This is a genomic window from Streptomyces sp. NPDC005262, from assembly GCF_042872425.1.
Lineage (GTDB): Bacteria > Actinomycetota > Actinomycetes > Streptomycetales > Streptomycetaceae > Streptomyces.
On sequence record NZ_JBIAKK010000004.1, the window covers coordinates 443,782 to 463,057 of the forward strand.

Genomic DNA, 19,276 nt, shown 5'->3' on the forward strand with positions numbered 1-19,276 from the left:
GCATTCACTTGAGGCATGTCCCGGCGGCCACGTCGTCCATCCACGGGGGCATCGGGTCACCCCGTCACTCCGACAAGGAGACCCAGCCCCTCCTCACACGTGGAGACGCCGAAGTATTCCTCCGCGCTGGAGCTCCACGATGTGCTCGGCGGCCCGTTGTGGCGCGTCTCCCCCACGTACCAGAACGCCCGCCTCGATGTTGCGCCGGGCAGCGGACTGCGTAAGGTTCGCGCTGCCCAGGAAGAGCACACGTCGGTCGGCGACCGCGAGTTTCGCGTGCTGGCGGGCATAGGGGTCGGCGTCCGGGTCGCGTACCCAGTGCCAAAGACGCAATCCGGGTACGGATGCGAACGCGCCGGCCGGCTCGCGGCCAGAAAGGAGACCGCGCGCGCCGGCCAGCGTCTCGACCACCACATGCGTCTGCACGCCTCTGGCGGTGGCCTCGGTCAGGGCCTGCGTCAGCGCCGGATAGGGGCGGGCCGCATAGGTCATGGCGAGCAGCTCGTCACGAGCATCATTGATGACCTCGACCAGTACCTGAGCGGTTGCCCGCACCGGTACCGCGGGCGTGGAGGGCCCGCTCCACACCGTTCTGACCTGGACCGCGTCCCGTGCACGCAGTTGCGCCGCGACATAGCCCCGCAGGTAGGCCGCGGCTTCCGGACAGGGCAGCGAGTTCTCCTCCACCGCCTCGTACAGCTTCGCGACGGCCTCCCGGATTCCCGGCGTCGCAAGTTCGGTCAGAGCCCGTTCCCTGCTGTGCCCCCGGGCCAACAGCCCGGCCAGGTCCTTCGTACGGGAGGGACCGAGGGCCACGGCCGCCGTCTCGGCCGCGGACTCGAAACTGCGTCTGCTCACGACAGCAGACCGACCGGTGTGAGCACCTGGTCCTTGTCTCCGGTGAGCGGGACGAGGAAGCGGCGGTCGAGAAAACGGTTGCCGCGCTCACAGGTGGTCTCGGAGACGAACAGACAGACGTGGCAGGCAGCTCCGTGAAGGAAGTCGGCGGGGTCGTGCGGAAGCCTCTCGGAGCACAACGGGTCGGCCGAGCAGTGCGACGCATCTGCCAGAGCACGGCGGACGATCCGGTCGAACTCTCGCTCCTCGGCCAGTGAGACAAGGCCACCGAGGGTGCCTTCGGAGTCCGGCACAGCGGTGTAGATGAGGATCCCCGTTCTCGGGTTCTCCTCATCACCTGCATAGATCCGCTCGGCGAGAGAAGCCGAGTTGTAGCCGCATTCCAGCGCAATTGTCCGTATCAGAAGGTGCGAGAGGGTATGAAGAGCGATGTAGCGCGCCCCCGGCCAGCCGTGCAGGGGATCGAAGTCGCTCGTCATGCGATCGGACTTGCGATTGGTACGGAATCGGCCGAAGGCTTCCCGGTGGGCCTCCATATGCGGCGACTTCTCCACCCTCGCCACCCACTCGGCCATGAGCCTGTCGTGCACCCGCAGGAAGATGCCTTCACCGCGCACCTCGCTGGCCGGCACCCAGTTCTGCGTACCGCGGGCGAGATCCACTCGGGTGGCGATTTCGGGCGACTCGGGATCGGGGGCGTCGAGACGGGTGAAGCCGATGAGGGCGCGGGCCTCCCGAAGGCGCTCCACCTGCCGCACATCGGAGAACAACTCGTCGAGTGACGCCGGCACACGTACCTGCCGCAACGTGAAGTCGTCGCTCGGCTGCGGAATGGGACCGGAGAGGGCGTCCCACTCGGGGCCGTACAGGTCCGCTTGGACATCGGGCGCGGAGGGGGCCGGTCCGCCTGCCCCGGCCTTGCGGGCGGCAATGGCAGCGACCACCGCGTCGGCGTCGAACTGTTGCAGGAACCCGAACTTGCTCATGCTCGCCATGAAGTCGAACTGAGCCCGCTCAACGACGATCTGGAGATCGGGCCAGTGATCGTCGAGCAGCTTTTCGATGTCGCCACCCTGCCCCTTGGGCAGGGCAAGCGCGCTGAGGGTCAACGGGAACCACTGGTTGGACGCACCTGCGACCATCAGTACGGCATCCTGGGCACAGCCGTTTCCCTCGTACGTACCCAGGTGCGGGTGGCGTCCGCGGCACGCCGGCAGATTTCGGCGGCCACGTTCTCCCATCGCCTCCCGGATGTTGCGCTTCGTACCGCAGGCGACGCATTCGATGGTGACGTTGGCCGCCTGATTTCCACCGTGGTCCTTCATGCGCAGCTTGGGACGCGGGGTCTTGGCGCAGGTCTGCCCGTGGTGGACGTATGCCGTGTACGGAAACTCGTCCAGATGACCTGCCGTGCAGACGAGGGTGAAGCGGGCCGCGACGGCAAGGGGCTTGCCCCGCTTGCAGTCGTGGACGAACTTCGCCTCGTGCGGGGTACGCGGGTTGGAGTTGATGAAGGCGAACTCGCCCGAGTCGACCGCGGCGAGGACATTGCAGGCGGTGCAACGCAGCCACTGCGGGAACGGGGTCACCGGCACCCCGACACCCTGCGCGGCCCAGCCCTTCGGGTCGCTGTCGCCGCCCTCCAGCCAGGGAGCGGCCCGCAGCTGTTCGATCTGCCCGCGCCCGTAGCGCTGGAGGGAACGGTTGACGGCGGCGCGCAGCCTCGGTTCGTCGATGTCGTACTCGGTGATCCCGTTGTAGCTCCAGGAATCGAGCCCCTTGATGAGGACCGAGAAGTTCGGCAGGTCCACGAGGGAACCGATTCCGGCGGTGAACATGAGATGGCTGGGCCGGACAGCGCCGACCCTGCGGTTCGAGTTGTTGCTCATCGCTGTCCCTTCCCGGTTCCGCCGGTAGTGGTGGGGCCGTACTCGTCGCTGTCCACGGTGGCGACTGCGTCGGGGTCGCTGTCGGTGTGCGTCTCGCCGAAGTTCCAGTCAGGACCCCCGCCCGCGGACTCTTCGAGGAAGGTGCCACCGCCTGGCAACAGCAGATTGATCTCGTTCTCCGTCTCACGCATGGACATGCCGACAGTGAGTTCGGTCCACCGGGATCCGTCGGCACGCTTGAGCAGACCGCTCACGATCGTGTTCTTCCGCTTCTCCTTCCGGTATCCGAGCGCGGCGCTGTTCTCGTCGCGTTGGCGGCGCCACTCGTCCTTCAGCCGGTCCAGCCGTTCGCTGAGATATCTACGGGCGCGGTCCCCGCCCACCCTCTCGGCACGTTCCAGGAAGCGGCTTTCGACACCGGCGGCGACCGGGCCGCTCAGATCGACGTCATGGGCGTCGAGATTGCGGGAGGTGTCGTAGGCGGCCTGGCGCAGTGCGGCGATGTACGTGGCGGTCGCTCCCCGGTCGAGGGCGCGGCGGGTGAACGGGGTGACGGAAAGGGCCTCGACCTGCCGATAGAAGGTGGCGTGGTAGTGCTCGAAGTCCTCGAAGTGGGCAAGGTCGCGTGGGCGTGACCAGTTGTAGAGGGTGACGACAAGGCCGGGGCGCTTGGAGTCACGGCCGACTCGGGACGACGCCTGAATGTATTCAGCGGTGTTCTTGGGCTGGCCGACGACCAGCATCAGTCCGAACCGGGAGACGTCGACGCCGACCTGCAGCATGGAGGTGGCAAGGGCGACATCGACGGCCTGCCGAACCATCGGGGTCATCGAGGCGCGAGGCTCGCGCTTCTCCTTGATGGCAGCGGCGTACTCACGCAGGAAGGCCCGTCGCCGTGTCGAGGTGTCGCGTTCCGGATCGAAGCCGGTCTCCAGCCGCTTGAGTGCGGAGCCGATGTCGGTGGACGAGATACGCGATGTCAGCTCCTGAATGCTGAGCATCCCCGCCTTGCTGACAATGCGGTCGGAGAGGGTGTCCTGTCCCTTGCGACCTCCGTTGGAACGGACCCGGGTCGTGATGTCGTCGTCCATGTACCGACGCATACCGGCAAGTTCGCGGGTGGCGTTGAAGTAGCCGACCAGAGTCATGTACGGGTCGGCGGGCTTGCCGTAGTCGTCGAAGAGCTGCTGCCCTGCCAGAAGAAGGATCTCTGCGACCCGGATCTCGGCTGCCTTGAGACGGGTGCCATGAGCGCACACCCCGAGGTAGCGCCTGCCGGGGTTCTCGCGGCTGAGCTCGACCTGCCGGGAGAAGAAGGTGTCCTTGACATCGAGGACCTGTGGCGGAAAGACGGCGACCTTGCGGCCGAAGACTCCGAGCACCTGGTCCGCGGCCCGTTTGGTGGTCGCCGTCGACGCAACGATCTTGGGCCCCACCTCGTGACGCTGTCCCTGGGCGTCGGTGAATCTCCAGGTGCACAGTTGATCGATGGCGGACTCGAACAGGCCCACGGTGGTACCGAGCGCTCCAGAAATCAGGTGCAGCTCGTCCTGGATGATCAGATCGGGGGGCCGCAAGCGGGTGACGGGCTGCGCGGTGACTCCGGGCAGGGCACCCTTGGCGTGGTGGCGGCTGCCACAACCGGTCTTGGCATCGAGGTCGTCATGGCGGTAACCGTGGCGGGGGCAGGTGTCGGTGACCCGTCCGAACAGCAGACCCGCGTACCCGTTCCAGGGCAGCTGGGCGAACTTGTCGACGGTGGCGATCAGCAGCGACGGCGCGAGCCGGTAGATCTCCTCGTCGACGGTGAGAACGGGGATGCCCTCGCCCGGGGATTCCAGTCGGGAGAACGGGCATCGGTCCGCTCCCTCGCCACGCGGGCAGTACAGCAGGACACGGCGCCGGGGCTCGTCGTACTCCATGTGGGAACGGGCGGTCAGGCCGCTGCCGCACCACGGGCAGGTGAGGACCTGCAGTACCCGGGCGTGCTTGTCACTGGCGCTCTCGCGGGCGTCGGCGATCTGTTCCTTGGCCTCGTCGAACCAGTTGGGCGAGACCGATGTCCCCACCCACAGGCCGATACGGAACGGGGTGGCGCCCCATCGGACATCGCGTGCGAACTCCTCGCGGCGCAGCACCTCGCACGCGCTCACGAGAGCAGCTGCGCGCTGGAACTGCTGGGCCGTCAGGAGGCGCAGGGTATAGCGCATGAGGACGCCGACGCCGGCCTCCCCGCTGCGGGCCTCCGTACCGGAACCGATGGTGCCCTGCAGGCGGCGCAGCGCGAAGGTGTACGCGGCGAGCCCGAGGTAGGCCTCGGTCTTGCCGCCACCTGTCGGGAAGAACAGCAGGTCCACGAGTGCCTCGCGTCCGGTCCCGCGGTGCTGATGGCCCGGCTGCGTGAGGGAAGCGAGGTTGAGCAGCACGAAGGCGAGCTGGAACGGGCGCCAGCTTGCCCCCTCCTTGCCCTTCCCGTACACCTCGTCGTGGGCCTCCTGGTAGGAGCTGTGGTCGTCCTCACGGCCGGTCCGGGCGGTGGCGATAGCGGTGTTGCGGCGCTGGAGCGCCATAGCCCGATTGGCGAACCGGAACGCGGCGAGGGCGGTGTCGTCGGCGGCGAGCGCGTCGATGCCCCAGGTGATGCGATCGCAGATCTCCAGCGCCTGCTCGATGGCGACGAGCCCGGATTCCCGCAGGTCGTCGGGGAGCGACAGGACGCTGCGACGCTGGTGTTCGAGCCAGTTCCCGTAACCGTCGGCAAGGGGAGCGAGCGCAGTGCAGAGTTCAGTGCGGCGGGCGGGCACCGCGAGCTCGGCCAGTTCGTCCATGCCGAGTTCCAGGCCGCGAAGCAGGTCCTGATCACCTACCCCGGGCGCGGTCGTGGCCCGCACGTCGTACTCAGGTAGCCAAGTGGTGGTGAGCCGGTGTGCGTTGCGTTCACCGTCGCGTACGTGAGCGTGCACGGCAACGTTCCGGCCCTTGGCGTGGCTGAGGCTGTCCCGGTAGAGGAGTCGGAGGCGCCGGTCCTCGGGGTCCTCGGGGGCATTGCCCCGGTTGGCCGGATCAAGGGGGTCGCCGACGGGAAAGAACACCGCCGCCTGATCGTCGGGGAAGGCGGTGACTTCGATGGAGGTCTGGAAGAGCCAGCGGGCATCGCGCGCCTCGCGATTGTCCTCCTGCCCGTTCACCAGGGCGAGTTCGACGATGCGCAGGTCCTCGCCGCCGTTCCCCGAACGGTGATGCCGTACCTGTACGTCAAGGACGACGGCGTCCCCCTCAAGGGAAACGCTCCGGCCGGCGGCGCTGGTGACGTCGATATCGACCGGGTGCTCGACAGGCTCGCGTGACCACACCCTGCGGGTCGTGCCCTGGTCCGTGGCTTCCTCGGACTGGGTGTAGCGACCCCAGCGTGCGGTGACACTGAGTGTGCCGACGGAAGCGGGGACAGTGAAGGACAGTCCCATGGACGAGGCCCAGATGTGGCCGGCTGCCTGCGGGGTCAAGCGGTCCTGGGGCGCACTGTCGTCGCCCTCGCTCTCGTTCCCGGAATCGCTGTCCGCGCTCTGCGCGGCGGCCAGGGCGATCTCGCCCGATGTCGTGGCACGGGGCCGTGGTCCGAGCACGCCGACGAGGTAGCGGTCGCGGGGCCCGGAGGACGATCGGGGCAGTGTCTCCGTCTCACCGTCCCACGGTCCCAGCAGATCACGCCGGATGTAGGTGACGAGTCCGTCCCGCACACCGTACGAGTCACCAGGGAGGAACGTCTGCGGCACGTCGTCGAGCGGATGCGGGACGGCGGCCTGGTCGGGCTGGGCCGGCATGCGGTGGGTCCTTTCGGACGGGCCGGTGAGGCACGAAGTCTTGGGCGAGCATACAACAACACCAACAACATAGACCGTTGACTCAGTTCACACAACGCACTGTACTGTCCTCGCTCTTGAGGACGCGGAGTCTCTAGTCTGTTTCCGACCATCGGCCACCGCGCGCCCCGAGGACACCCATGCCCCGACTCGCTCTCTCCGACGACTTCGTCGCAGACCTCATCTCGCTGCAGCGACCTGTACAGAAGGAGGTCAACGACGCGATCCAGATGTTCCGGAGCATGACCGTCCCACAGCTCCATGCCAGCAAAGGCATGCATCTCGAGAAGCTCGAACGGGCTCGCGACCACCGGATCCGCACGATACGCATCACCAAGTTCTACCGCGGTGTGCTTCTCGCTCCGGACGACGGAAGTGAACTGTTCACGCTGTTGAGGGTCGCCGCGCACGACGAAGCGATCAACTGGGCCTGCAAGCGTGCGTACTCCGTCAACGGTGCAACCGGAGGTCTCGAAGTACGCAACGTCGAAGCCTTGGAGCAGATGGAGACATACTTCGAGACGAAGGCGGTCACCACCCCCGCCCGCCTCTTCGAGCAGCACTCCGACACCGTGCTGCGCGACCTCGGTATCGACGACCAGGTCCTGCGCCTGGCCCGCGTCTGCGTCACCGCTGAGGACCTGACGGTCATGGCACCGCCGATGATGCCCGCCGACCAGTACGAGGTGCTGGAGTACCTCGCGGCCGACTACTCCGCCGAAGACGTGTGGGAGCAGCTGATCGCCCCGCGCGGCCAGACGGTGCGTACGGCCGAGGACCGGCCCACCGTCACCTTCGCCGAAGCGATTCTCAACACCCCCAATCGCATCGTGGAGGTCACCGGCCCCGGTGAACTGGAGCGCATCCTCACCGAGGATCTCACCCGCTGGCGGATCTTCCTTCATCCCGCTCAGCGTCGCTATGCCTATCATCCGGGCTTCAACGGACCGGCCCAGGTCACGGGTGGGCCTGGCACCGGCAAGACGGTGGTCGCACTGCACCGTGTACGCCACCTGCTGCGCACCGGCCGCGACGGCGACCGGATACTGCTGACCACGTTCACCAACGCCATGGCGTCCGCACTGCGGGACAGCCTGGCACTCCTGCTCGGCGAGGCGGACGCACACCTTCTGGAACGCGTCGACGTGACAACGGTGGACTCATTCGCCGCCCGGGTCATCCGGGAGGCACGGGGCAGTACTCCCAGACCCCTCTCTGCAGCCGCCGAAAAGAGCGCTTGGACCCGTGCCACGGCCCGTGAGGACCTGCCGTGGACCGAACAGTTCCTGTCCCAGGAGTTCCGCAACGTCGTACTCGCCCAGGGGCTGCGTACGCCCGAGGAGTATCTGCGCTGTGTACGGCGGGGGCGCGGCACACAGGTGGGGCGCGTGCAACGAGCCCGGCTGTGGCGCGTGATGGAACGGTTCACGGCCGATCTCGCATCCCGCGACTCGGCCACGTACACACAGCTGTGCGACAGGGCCGCGCGCACCCTCGCCGACAGCGGTCCGCGCTACCGCCATGTCGTGATCGACGAGGCCCAGGACCTTCACCCCGCGCAGTGGCGGGTGCTGCGCGCCTGTGTGGTCTCTCAGTCGGACGACATCTTCCTCGTCGGCGATCCCCATCAGCGCATCTACGACTCCCGGGTGTCGCTGCGCTCGCTGGGTGTCCAGGTCCGTGGCCGGACCTCGCGGCTGCGTCTCAACTACCGCAGCACGGAGGAAATCCTGCGCTGGTCGGCGTCGCTGCTGGATGGGCAACCGGTAGGCCGACTCGGTGAGGACGACGAGGACGACGGCGGCCGCGACTCGCTGCGGGGCTACCGCTCCCAGCTGCACGGCCGCATTCCTGCGGCACGCGGGTACGGCAGCCAGGACGAGGAGCTCCGGGCACTCATCGAGCAGGTCCGGATCTGGATCGATCAGGACGGGGTGAAGCCTTCCGAGGTCGCGGTGTGCGCCCGTTTCAACACCCTGGTCGACGCGGTCATCGCTCGGTTGCGCCGAGAGGGCATCCCTGCAGTCGCGGTGAAGGACGATCCGGGTCCAGGGACGTCGGGGGTACGCGTGGCCACCATGCATGCCATGAAGGGACTGGAGTTCCGCTGCGTGGCCGTGGTCGGTGTGACCTCCGCTGTGCTGCCGTTCGCACACCAGGTCACGTCCGCCGAAGTGGACCCCCTGCAGCATCAGTCGGATCTACTGGCGGAGCACTGCCTCCTGTTCGTGGCGTGCACTCGCGCCCGTGACGCGCTGGCGATCTCGTGGAGCGGGCAGCGCAGCCCGATGCTCGACCCGGTCGCCGGCTAAGCAGCACCGACGGACCGCCCGGCTCAAGGCGGGTGGTCCGTCGGGGGGTTCGGCCCCGCTGTCAGGTCCGGATCTCGCGCACGACCACCGTGTGCGCCTTGTCCTGGGACGCCTGGTACGGCAGTTCGCGCCCGGCTCGCTGCCACATCAGGGCATGCCCGAGCGGCGAGGACGGGGAGACGATATCGGCCCCGTCCGTGGGCAGTTCGGCGACCGTGTACAGAGTCTCCTCGTCGACCTGACCGTCGAACTCCAGGACGAGAAGCGCGCCGGGAATAACCACCTGCGGCGTTCCGGCAGAGCCTTCGACGGCAACCGCGTCGAGGAAAGCCCGCAGGAAGGCCAGACGCTTGGCGCGGCGATCACGCTGATCGGCCTGGGTCCTACGCAAGAACACCAGCTTCGCGGCGTCGAGACGGACATCGAGACCTTCCGGTGTCTCTTCGGGAGCATCGAGAGTGAGCTGCAGCTCTTGCATCTCCCGAACCAGCCGCTGGAATGCTGCGACGGGGATCTCGCGCACCGGGAAGGCACCGGGCGGGGTTCGAGGAGTGTCGCGGTACTTCTGCGCGTCACGCGTGGGCGCAGGCGGCGTCACGGAAACGGGCGATGTTGCGGAAGCCGCCGGGGTCACGGTGACGGGTGCGGGCACGGCCAGAGGCGTGGGTGCGGAGACAGCCGACTTCACCGGCTCGGAATCGACCACCGCAGGAACCTCCGCCTGCGAACGCACCGTCTCGACAGCCGCGGTCCTTGCCGCTCCGGTCCCCGTGATCCCGTCCGTCTCCCCGGGCCCGGCCTGGATCTCGGCGTTCTCGTCGTCCTCCATGCTCGTCCCGGGAAGCTCGCCCTGGGGAACATCGGCCTCCGGCACATCGGTGACCGGCTCGATCCCCAGCCGCTCCAGTTCCGCCCACAGCGGGGCCAGTGCCTGCTCACGGTCCAGGTGGAAGCGGCTCCCTCGGATACGGACGAAGGTCCAGTCGACACGCTCCAGGTCGCGCTGGCGGGCCGCCGCGGTCGAGGCGTCCTCTCCCTGTGCGAACACGTCGCCGTCACAGGCCACGGCGAGCCGCCTCGTACCGCCCTCGACAACCAGGTCGATGGCATGGCGGCCCACCCGGTACCCGGGACGCACGCGATAGTCGCGCCCCGTCAGTTCCAGGTAGACCTGCTGCTGGAAGAGGCTGTCGAACGCCTCGTGCCGTACGTCCGGCAGCACCTCGCCCACGACCGCCACGGTCTCCTCCTCCGCGGGCCGGCCGAGGTGGTCCAGCCATTGGCGACGGAGGTCGTTCTCGTGGAACTGCTCGATGCGGGCGCTGTGGAACACCCAGAGCTGGTCCTGGGCACGGGAGGCAGCCACGTTGAGACGCTGCTCGTACGTCTTGCCGTTGAAGCCTCCGGGTACGGTCCCGGCAGCGGTCGTGGGCGAGTTGACGGTGGAGATGAACATGACGTTGCGCTCGTCGCCCTGGAAGTCCTCGGCGTCGCCGACTCTGATGCGTCGCTCCTCCCGCTGCGCGTAGTCGAGCCGCTCCGCCAGCAGGTTCTCCAGTTCCGCCAGGTGTGCCTTGCTTCCCCGCAGGCTGATGACGCCCATGGTCTTGCCGTCGTACGCGGGGTCGGCGCAGCAGCGCACGATCTCGGCGACGAGCGCTTCGGCCTCGGCGACATTGGCCAATCGGCTGTTGGCACCGACTGCCTCACCGTTCTCGACGTACACCGTCCGCACCGGGGGCAGCCGGTCGGCACCGTACTGCCGCAGGGGCTGCAGCCGGCCGTTGTAGCAGAGCTCGTTGGAGAAGGAGATGATCTCCGGCATGCACCGGAAGTGCTCCTTGAGCATGAGCGTGCCACGCCCCGCCGACAGCGCCTCGGTGAGATCGAAGAAACTGGACTCCGGCCCGAAGAGACTGCGTACGTCCCCTTCGAGACCAGTGAGGAGCCGGTCCCGGAGATGGAAGTACTCGTCCTGCTTGAGGCCGACGTTGGAGGGACTGACCTGCTTGCTGTCGCCGACGACGACCATCCGGTCGGCGAGCCAGCTGAGCAGCATGGCCTCGAGACCGGACTGGCTGGCCTCGTCGACGATGACGACGTCGAACATGCCGGGCCGGTCCATGGGCACGGTCTCCGCGACCTGGTGCAGCGGCATGATCCAGGCGGGCACGGCGCTCTGTGCCTTGCGCAGCGCCTCCTGAGCATCGCGCCGGTAGCGATGCTGGTACTTGCCCTTGATCCGGCGGGCGGCCTGCTGGTACGCGCTCAGCGCACGCGACTGATCGCCGGTGAGCAGCCCGAGACAGCGGTGCCAGGCTCGGGCCGCGGCGAGCCGCGCAAGCATGATCCGGGCCTCGTCGTCGGCCTCGGTCAGCCGTTTCCGCAAGGTGCGCTCGGCGTCGGGGTCGGTGAGCCGCTCCATCCGGTCCCGCCACGCGGACCACGCCCAGGCCCTGGCCAGGGCGGGCAGGCGCTCGTCCCAGTCGGGATCTTCAGGAGTCCGGGCGATACGCTCGGCAAGGGACGGGAAGAGTTCGCGCACTGTGGTCATGGCCTCGTGCTGCTCGGCCCGGAGCCGGGCAGCCTCGCGGACCTCGGCGATCTCCTGGCTGAATTCGCGGTAGCCGTCCGGGTTCTGGGCGCGCACGGCGTCAAGAGCGCGGGGCACTGCGGGCGAGACGCCCGGCCGATCGCTCCATACACGCAGCAGTTCCTCGGTGTCTCCGAGGATTCGGCGCGACTGTTCGGCAGCGTGAAGGGTGGTCGCTGCGCGAAGGAGCGCCCGTACGGCGTTCTCGACGGCCCGGTCGTGCCAGGTGGCCGCGGTCAGTTCCGGGGAGGTCGCGGCGGCAGTGAGCACATCGGTGCGGGCGGCTGCGACCGCAAGGAGCGCTTCGAGAGCCTCAGCCTCCTGCCTCAGGCGGGCGAGGCGCGGGCCGTGTCCCTGCCAGGGAGCCGCGGGTGTTCCCCACTCGGACTCGACCTGGGAGAGGTGCAGTTCGAGCTGGATCCGGGCGATGACGACAGTAGCGGTGTCGCTGTCCTCGGGGGATCGCCCGTCGACGCGCACCGCTTCCACGAACGGACCGACGGTCTTGGCGAGCTTCGATCGCATGCCCAGCGGGCCGCGCAGCTTCTGTCCCTGCCGCAGCCCGTCGAGCAGCGCGGTGGCCTGGCCGAGCGCAGCGGCCGGGTCGTACTGCTCCAGTCCGCTGACCATGCAGTTACGCAGGGTCGAGAGCGAGGCATCGACGGCAGCAAGGGCACCGGTCACAGCGGCGTGCCGGCTGCGGGTCTGCCAGTCCTGTCCCGCGGCCACCTCGCGCAGGAGCGCCTCGGCCCACTCACCTGCCGCACCGGCCAGCGACCCGGCACGCGCCCGCGCCCCGGCAAACGCATCGAGCGTCGTCGAGAGCCGCTGCTGGTCGCCCTCGGCGAGACCGCGCACAGCAGTGTCGTACTGCAGACTCAGCGGGTCCTGACGCACCGCCGCGTGCGCCTCCGCCGCCGAGCGCACGACACCGACGGCCTCCTCGAAGTCGCCGGGTCCCACCAGTTCGGAGGGTCCGGGTACCTCGGCGGCGAGCGCCTGGTGATGCGGTGTGAACGCACGGGTGGCGTGCAGGAGCCGTATCGCGTCGCCGGTGACCGGAGCGGGCTGCTCCTGCGGCACCGGACCGATCCACTCGTACATCCCGGCCTCCGCGGCCACACGCTCGGCGATCTCCTGGAGACTTCCGCTGTAGTCGCCGATCTCCGCCGGGAAGCGACGGGTCTCCTGCTCCCGGAGCACGGCCAGGTCGCGCAGCATCGTCTGCTGCACGGACCGGGCACGGGTCAGCCGCGTCTGCAGAGCCTCGATCTCGCGCTGCGAGGCCTTCTGGTCGTAACCGGAGTACTCACTGAGGATCTTGCTGACGGACGCTTCGAGCTCACGCTGCGCTGCCGCGCCGTCCTCGGTGCGGCTCACGCACAGGTCGCGCACCGACTCGGGCAGCTTGTCCCGCAGCACACGCAGCGCGCGCGGTGTGTGGCTGGTGATCAGAACACGCTTGCCCTGCGCGAGGAGGTCCGTCACCAGATTGGCGATGGTGTGCGTCTTGCCGGTACCCGGAGGGCCCTGCACAACTACCAGCCGGTTGGCGCGCAGGCGTTCGGCGATGGTGCGCTGCTCCTCGTTGGCGGGCAGCGCGAAGAACATCTCGCCTGTTCCGGACGGCGTCCCGTGGGCGTCCGCCGCCGCCAGGTCGGCGGCGGTGAGGGCTCCGTCGCGGCCCGCAATGTAGCCGAGCAGCTCGGTGGGGGGTGTTCCGCCGTCGATCTGGCGGGCGATGGCCTTGAGGGCGTCGAGCGTGGAGCGGCGGTTGCGCTCGCGCAGCACGAGCGCCGGCGTGAGCCCGACATACGGCACGTCGAGGCTGCGCGGCTTGGCACGCTCGGCGCTCGGCAGATAACTCCCGGCGCTGTGAGCGGCGTTGACCCAGCTGCGCAGGGCGGTGTGCAGGGCTTCCAGGTGTTCGGGGTCGCTGGCGTCCGAGGCACCTTCAAGCACCTCGACAATGGCCTCGCGCACCGGGCCCGGGACATGTTGCGCGCCATCGAGCATGCCCTCTTCGAGCTCCATGCCGACGCTGGTCGGGTCCGGCGCAGCCGTGAGCGTGCCCGTCGACGGGTCGAGCTGGATGGTGGCGCGGTGGGTGACGAGGTGCCGTTCCACGCGCTGGCCGCCGGTCGTCTGCCAGGTCAGCCGGCCGAATCCGAGGACGAGTTCGTAGGCCTCGCCGAGGTTCGCTGCGTCCTCGTGCATCTTGTGGAGTCGGTCGTACAGCCTGACGAGCGGGTCGATCGCACGCCGTCGCTCGGCCCAGGCCGTCCACGCCTGCTCCCAGGCCGCGTACAGCTTCTCGATCCTTTCCCGCTTCGGGTGGTCCTCCAGCTCGTGGTAGGTCTTCTCCAGCGGAATGCCCGCGGACCAGTCGGGGAACTCGGGTTCGATACGCCGGCGCAGATGCGGGGCTCGGGTCTGTTTGAAGTCACGAATGCGCGTCTCGTCGACCCAGGGCGCGAGGAGCTGCTTCGGCTGCGGGGCGTCCTCACGGTCGGGGCGGGCGACCGTCAGCCACGCGGGTTCGTCGGTGGAGAGCACCCCGTCGAGCATCACGGCGACCCCGAGGTCGTCCGGCAGTTCGTCGAACCACACGGTTCCGGCTGCCCCGTCCAGGGTGCGGACCGGGCGGGCCTTGGACTCCTCGGCCTCGGCGAGGAAGCGGAAGATCTGGCGGACGCGCAGGGCGTCGGTCTCGTCGGCGGACAGTTGCTGCGTCCGTGTGGGTACGGCGGGGCGGGCGGGAACGGCAGGCTGCACAGACACCGCCGAGGAGTCGGAAGGCATCGTGACGGCCGGCCTCTCCGCAGCTCCGAGGACATAGCCGTCGGCGATGTCCGGCTCGGCAGTCCCGAACAGGGAACGCTGTTCGTCCCCGAACAGCACTGCCTGATCGGGAAGCGGTGCCCGTTCCTTTCGTGCGGCCGGTACGCGGGGGTCGATGGGGTGTGTCGTTGCAGCTGCAGTGGTGAACGTGACGCTCTCACGCTGGTGATTGCCCCTGAACTGCACTTCGAAGTCCAGCTCTCCGGCGGTGCCGGCCGGAATGCTGTACGCCCAGGTCGCCGAGATCCTCCGCCCAGTGCGCAGCGTTCCGCCCAGCTCGTCGTCGAGCGACTCGGTCCGGTAGTCCTGCACCTGGCGGGCCGTCTTTCCGTACGGGCCGCCACGGACCAACAGGCTGATCCCGTCGACCTCCAAGGGCCGTCCGGTTCCGTTGCTCAGGTACAGAGTGCATCGGACCAGGTCATCGCCCTGCCGGTACCCGTAGGAGTCGTCGGCGTCCACCAGCTCGTACGGCATCACGCCGTCGACACGGACGTGCAGCCCGTCGTCGTAATGATGAACGGAACCGACCGGCCGAATGCCGTCGCTCAGTGCACTCTCACTCTGGCTCACGCGCCACCCCACTGCTACTGAGGCCACGAGGTGGCCTGCTTGTGAAATCCCACCCGGCCACCCGGGGCACGAATGCGGTACGCGCCCCCAGCGCGACCCGTCCAGTGTGAACTGAGCACACGCACGGAGCGTACCAGCAACCTCGCGCCACAAACCGCCCCTTCACACATCGCGACCACGCGGTCGACCAGTCACACCCCACCCACACTCACGAAGGTCACGACCGAAACGCACCAACCAGCCCAACACGCTTCCCGCACCGACCTCCCTGGCTACCACAAGAGCCCCCTTACCCGACCCGCGTCACCAACACCAACCCACAGGCAATGACGCACAGCCCACTCGATATGAGGATTGACTGAGTTCACAGACTCAAGCACACTCGATCCTGCAACGTGTCACACGCCGCCCCGTGTCGCCTCCGGAAGGGCCATCGCGCCGTGCATATGGAAGTTCTGAGCGTTACACCCGAGTTGGCCGCACAGTGGCTGACGCTCAACACCAGCAACCGGCCACTCAGCAAGAACACCGTTCAACAGCTCGCTGCCCAGATCCAGCGGGGCGAATGGCAGCTCACGCATCAGGGCATCGCCTTCGACGAGGACGATGTACTGATCGACGGTCAGCACCGCTTGGCCGCAATCGTCAAAGCCGGCACGACGGTGCCCATGACCGTCACACACGGCGTGCCCAGAACCGCCTTCACAGTCATGGACACGGGCCGCAAGCGCACCGGACGCGACGCTCTCGCGCTCGTCGGCGAGGCCAACGCCACACACCTGGCGGCAGCTCTGCGCGGCCTCCACCTCTATCTACAGGCTCCGAACTCCGCATGGAGCGGAGGCTCATCAGTCACCAGCAACGACCAGCTGCTGGTGGTGCTGGAGAAGCACCCCGGCATTCGGGACGCCCTCCACCACGGCATTGCGCTCAACCGCGCCTGCCGCATCACCGTCACGGCAGCCACGATCGGCTGGTACGTCATTACGGAGACCCGACCCGACATCGACCAGTCCCCGTGGCGGGAGGGGGTGGTCACGGGCGCGCTGCTGAAGTCCGGCGATCCCCGCCTCACCTTGCGGAACACCATGCTCAGCCTGGCAGCGGGCAGGACCCACCGCCGTCGCGACGACTCCCGCGAACACTTGCTGTACTACCTCAAGTCCTGGAACGCATGGGTCGAGGGCCGCAGCATGAAACTCCTGCGCCGCTCCCCCAACGAGACGATGCCCAGGATCTCGAATCACGCGGCCATCGTACGGACGGACGCGTGAGCCGAACACCGGTCCCACAGCCACCCTGTGCTCACGAACCGTCACGCTCCAGCAGGTCGATCCACTACCGTGTCAATTGCAGTCCTGGGGAGGGCACATGAAGAGGGACAGCCTGGAGTACGAGCAGGCACTGGACGCCATGGTGGCCGTCCTGCGCGCGCGTGCCGCCACCGGTGCCGAACCTCTCACCTACGGCGATCTCAGCACCGAGCTGAAGCAGCTGGGGCACGAGGTGCCGGCTCACCGAGGGCAGATGTCGTATCTCCTGGAGGACGCCTCCCTGCGGGAGAGTCCGGACGGATCGCTGCCGATGCTGTCCGCCCTCGTGGTGCTCAAGGCCACCAGACGTCCGTCCGGCGGCTTCTTCCAGCTCGCCCGTCGCGACCACTTCCAACGGCCGGGCGACGAAGCCGAGCTGTGGAAGCGAGAGCTCGCGATTCTCGCCGAGCACTACAGCGGACTCTGACTCATCCGTCACGACTCGAAGGAAGCGCATGCGCGCCCAGGAAATCACCTTCCTCAATCTCATCCAGGGGGAGAAGCAGTTCCAAGTTCCGCTCTACCAGCGCACATACAGCTGGGGCCGGGATCAGCTGCTGCGGCTCTGGGAGGACGTGGGCGAGCTCGTCGAGCAGCACCGGGCAGGTGAAACAGCGGCACCGCATTTCCTCGGCTCCGTTGTCCTCGCGCCGGGGCAGATCCAGGCCGGTGGAGTGCAGAAGTGGCTCGTCGTCGACGGCCAGCAGCGGCTGACCACTCTGATGCTGGCGTTCACCGCGCTGCGTGACCAGCTCAAGGACTCGGGCGACCCCCGGGGCGCCGAGCGGGTGCACCGCCAGATCCTCGTCAACGAGTACCAGGAGGCCCTGGACCACTACCGCCTGCTGCCCACCCAGGCGGACCGACAGGCGTTCACAGCATGCGTCGAGTCAGCCCCGCAGGCAGGTGGCGGCGGCAACATCGGTGGCGCTTACCGGTTCTTCCTCGGAGCGCTCGCCGAGGGGCAGGAAGCTGCGCCTCGAACGGCTGGCTGGAGGCCGTGGAGAACGTCCTCAAGGGCTCGCTGTCGATTGTGGAGATCACCGCCGAGCCGGGCGACAACGTCTACCGGATCTTCGAGTCGATCAATAACACCGGCGTCGGCCTGAGCCAGAGCGACCTCCTGCGCAACTACGTGTTCATGCTGCTGCCGCAGCGCGGCGAACGGGTCTACCAGGAATTGTGGCTGCCCATGCAGCAGAGCCTCGGTCCCAAGAACCTGGAACTGCTCGTCTGGCTGGACCTGGTCGTGCGCGGCCACAACAAGACCAAGCAGAGCGAGATCTACCGCGAACAGCAGAAGCGGTTGCAGCCGCTCGCCGGTGACGAGAAGGCACTACAGCGCGAGATTGCCCAGTTGTCGGAGCGCGCACAGCGCTTCCTCCGCATCGTCGACCCCGCCCGTGAGCAGTCGGTGCCTCTGCGCGCGGCTCTGGAACGTCTGGCCGCATGGGGCGGACAGACGCACTACCCCCTGGCACTACATCTGCTGGACCTCGTCGACGCGGGCGCCACAAGCCCGGAGGACGCGGCCGAGGCCCTGACGTACGTCGAGTCGTATCTGGCAAGGCGCCTCATCTGCCAGACACCGACCGCCGGTATCAACCGGATCTTCATGGAGGCTCCGAAGGACCTGGAGACCGACCGTTCGGCGGCCGAGGCCGTCCGCCGCTTCCTGTCGGGGAAGCGGCGCCGGTGGCCTAGTGACGAGGAACTGCGGGCAGCGATCCGCAGCAAGCCGTTCTACTGGGGTGGACGCCCGCCACAGCGGAGTTACATCCTGCGCCGCCTCGAGGAGAGCTACTCCCCCACCGAGCCCGTCGACTTCGCCAAGGCGTCCCTCAGTGTCGAGCACGTCCTCCCTCAGCGGCCGGCCCAGGCGTGGTTCGACCTCCTTGCCGACGAGACGGAGGAGGGCCAGTCACCCCAGGAACTGCACGACCTGCTGGTGCATACCCTCGGCAACCTGACCCTGACCGGCGACAACTCCAAGCTCTCCAATCACCCCTTCCAGCGCAAGCAGCAGATCCTCGACTCCAGCGCGCTGCGGATGAACCTGGAGATCGCCTCGTCGAAACGCTGGGGCAAGGCGGAGATCATGGCCCGCGCCGACCGCCTCTGGCAGCGTGCCGCAGAGCTGTGGCCGGGCCCGATCGGCGGGTTCCGCCCGGCCGGCGAGGAGTCGTCGAGCTGGACGGAGCTGCGGGCAGCGCTGGTCGCGATGCCCAGCGGCACATGGACAGCGTACGGCGATGTCGCCGAGCTCATCGGCAGCCACCCGGTGCCTGTCGGCGCCTACTTGTCGGCCAACCCGACAGCGATCGGCGCCTATCGGGTACTGAACTCCGAGGGCAAGATCTCGCCCTCGTTCCGCTGGGCCGACGGCAGCGACCGCATACCTCCCCAGGAGTTGTTGCAGAGCGAGGGCGTGCAGTTCGACCGGTACGGCCGGGCCAACCGGTCCCAGCGCCTGACGGCCGCGGAACTGGCCACCCTGCTGGGCAAGGACGTCACCCAGCAGACCTCGCACGATCCCCTGCCGGACGGCGAGAACGCGGAGCCGGCCGAGCGCTTCCGCAGCCAGTTGCAGGAACACTGGCCGGAGGCGGTGGCCGGGGTGACCACGACCCTCGACTTCTGGCGTCGTCAGGGTGGCCATCTCGCCTACGGGCGGCATGAGGAGACCAGTTGCTTCCCCATGCTCGACGCCGGGACGAGCAGCCGCCCGCACATGCTGTGGCCATTCTGCCTCTACCCGGTCAGCGGGACAGTCGAGGTCGTCTTCCAATACCTCAAGGACCGCAGCCCGTTCGACGACACAGAACACCGCCGGGAACTGTTGCAGCGGCTCAACAAGATTGACGGTATCGAACTCCCGGAGGCGAAACTGGAGCTGCGCCCGTCGTTCCCGCTCCGGGTCCTCACCGAGCACAGTGAGGAGATCTGCGAGGTGCTGGACTGGTTCGTCCACACGGCAGCGCTGGACCTGGCGCGCCGTGCCTGAGACAGGGCCATGGTGCGAGTGACAAGCCTCCTG

At 68.0% G+C, this 19,276-nt stretch carries 7 protein-coding genes and 1 pseudogene; 4 read left to right on the plus strand and 4 right to left on the minus strand.

From position 1 onward, the window contains the following. Window positions 1–93: 93 nt before the first annotated feature. Genes drmC through drmA form a run of 3 tightly spaced genes read right to left on the minus strand, consistent with a single transcriptional unit; the run spans window position 94 to window position 6,568 of the window. A complete protein-coding gene (gene drmC, locus ACFYP5_RS15115) occupies window positions 94–858 on the minus strand; it encodes a DISARM system phospholipase D-like protein DrmC (protein ID WP_389035279.1) in 765 nt (254 codons plus the stop codon). After that, window positions 855–2,747 carry a DrmB family protein gene (gene drmB, locus ACFYP5_RS15120; protein ID WP_389035282.1) on the minus strand — a complete coding sequence of 631 codons (1,893 nt, stop codon included), beginning with the start codon at window positions 2,745–2,747 and terminating at the stop codon, window positions 855–857. Before drmB ends, drmC begins: the two co-directional genes overlap by 4 nt. Further along, window positions 2,744–6,568, minus strand: a complete 3,825-nt coding sequence (drmA, locus tag ACFYP5_RS15125; RefSeq protein WP_389035285.1) for a DISARM system helicase DrmA — start codon at window positions 6,566–6,568, stop codon at window positions 2,744–2,746. Before drmA ends, drmB begins: the two co-directional genes overlap by 4 nt. A 179-nt stretch (window positions 6,569–6,747) precedes the next feature. Here drmA and ACFYP5_RS15130 point away from each other — a divergent pair, with 179 nt between their 5' ends. Then, window positions 6,748–8,919: a UvrD-helicase domain-containing protein gene (locus ACFYP5_RS15130; RefSeq protein WP_389035288.1), complete on the plus strand. Its 2,172-nt coding sequence runs from the start codon at window positions 6,748–6,750 to the stop codon at window positions 8,917–8,919. A 61-nt stretch (window positions 8,920–8,980) separates the two neighbouring features. Here ACFYP5_RS15130 and ACFYP5_RS15135 read toward each other — a convergent pair whose 3' ends face one another. Further along, window positions 8,981–14,926 (minus strand): AAA domain-containing protein, encoded by a 5,946-nt coding sequence (locus ACFYP5_RS15135; protein ID WP_389035290.1) that lies wholly within the window; start codon window positions 14,924–14,926, stop codon window positions 8,981–8,983. A gap of 446 nt (window positions 14,927–15,372) precedes the next feature. Between ACFYP5_RS15135 and ACFYP5_RS15140 the strand changes: the two genes are divergently transcribed. The 3 genes and pseudogenes from ACFYP5_RS15140 (at window position 15,373) to ACFYP5_RS15150 (ending at window position 19,243) form a co-directional block, all read left to right on the plus strand. Further along, a complete protein-coding gene (locus ACFYP5_RS15140) occupies window positions 15,373–16,200 on the plus strand; it encodes a hypothetical protein (protein ID WP_389035357.1) in 828 nt (275 codons plus the stop codon). A gap of 97 nt (window positions 16,201–16,297) precedes the next feature. Next, window positions 16,298–16,666, plus strand: coding sequence for a hypothetical protein (locus tag ACFYP5_RS15145; protein ID WP_389035293.1), 369 nt, complete (start codon window positions 16,298–16,300; stop codon window positions 16,664–16,666). Window positions 16,667–16,694: 28 nt separating this feature from the next. Further along, window positions 16,695–19,243, plus strand: a pseudogene (locus ACFYP5_RS15150) (DUF262 domain-containing protein). Window positions 19,244–19,276 lie beyond the last annotated feature (33 nt).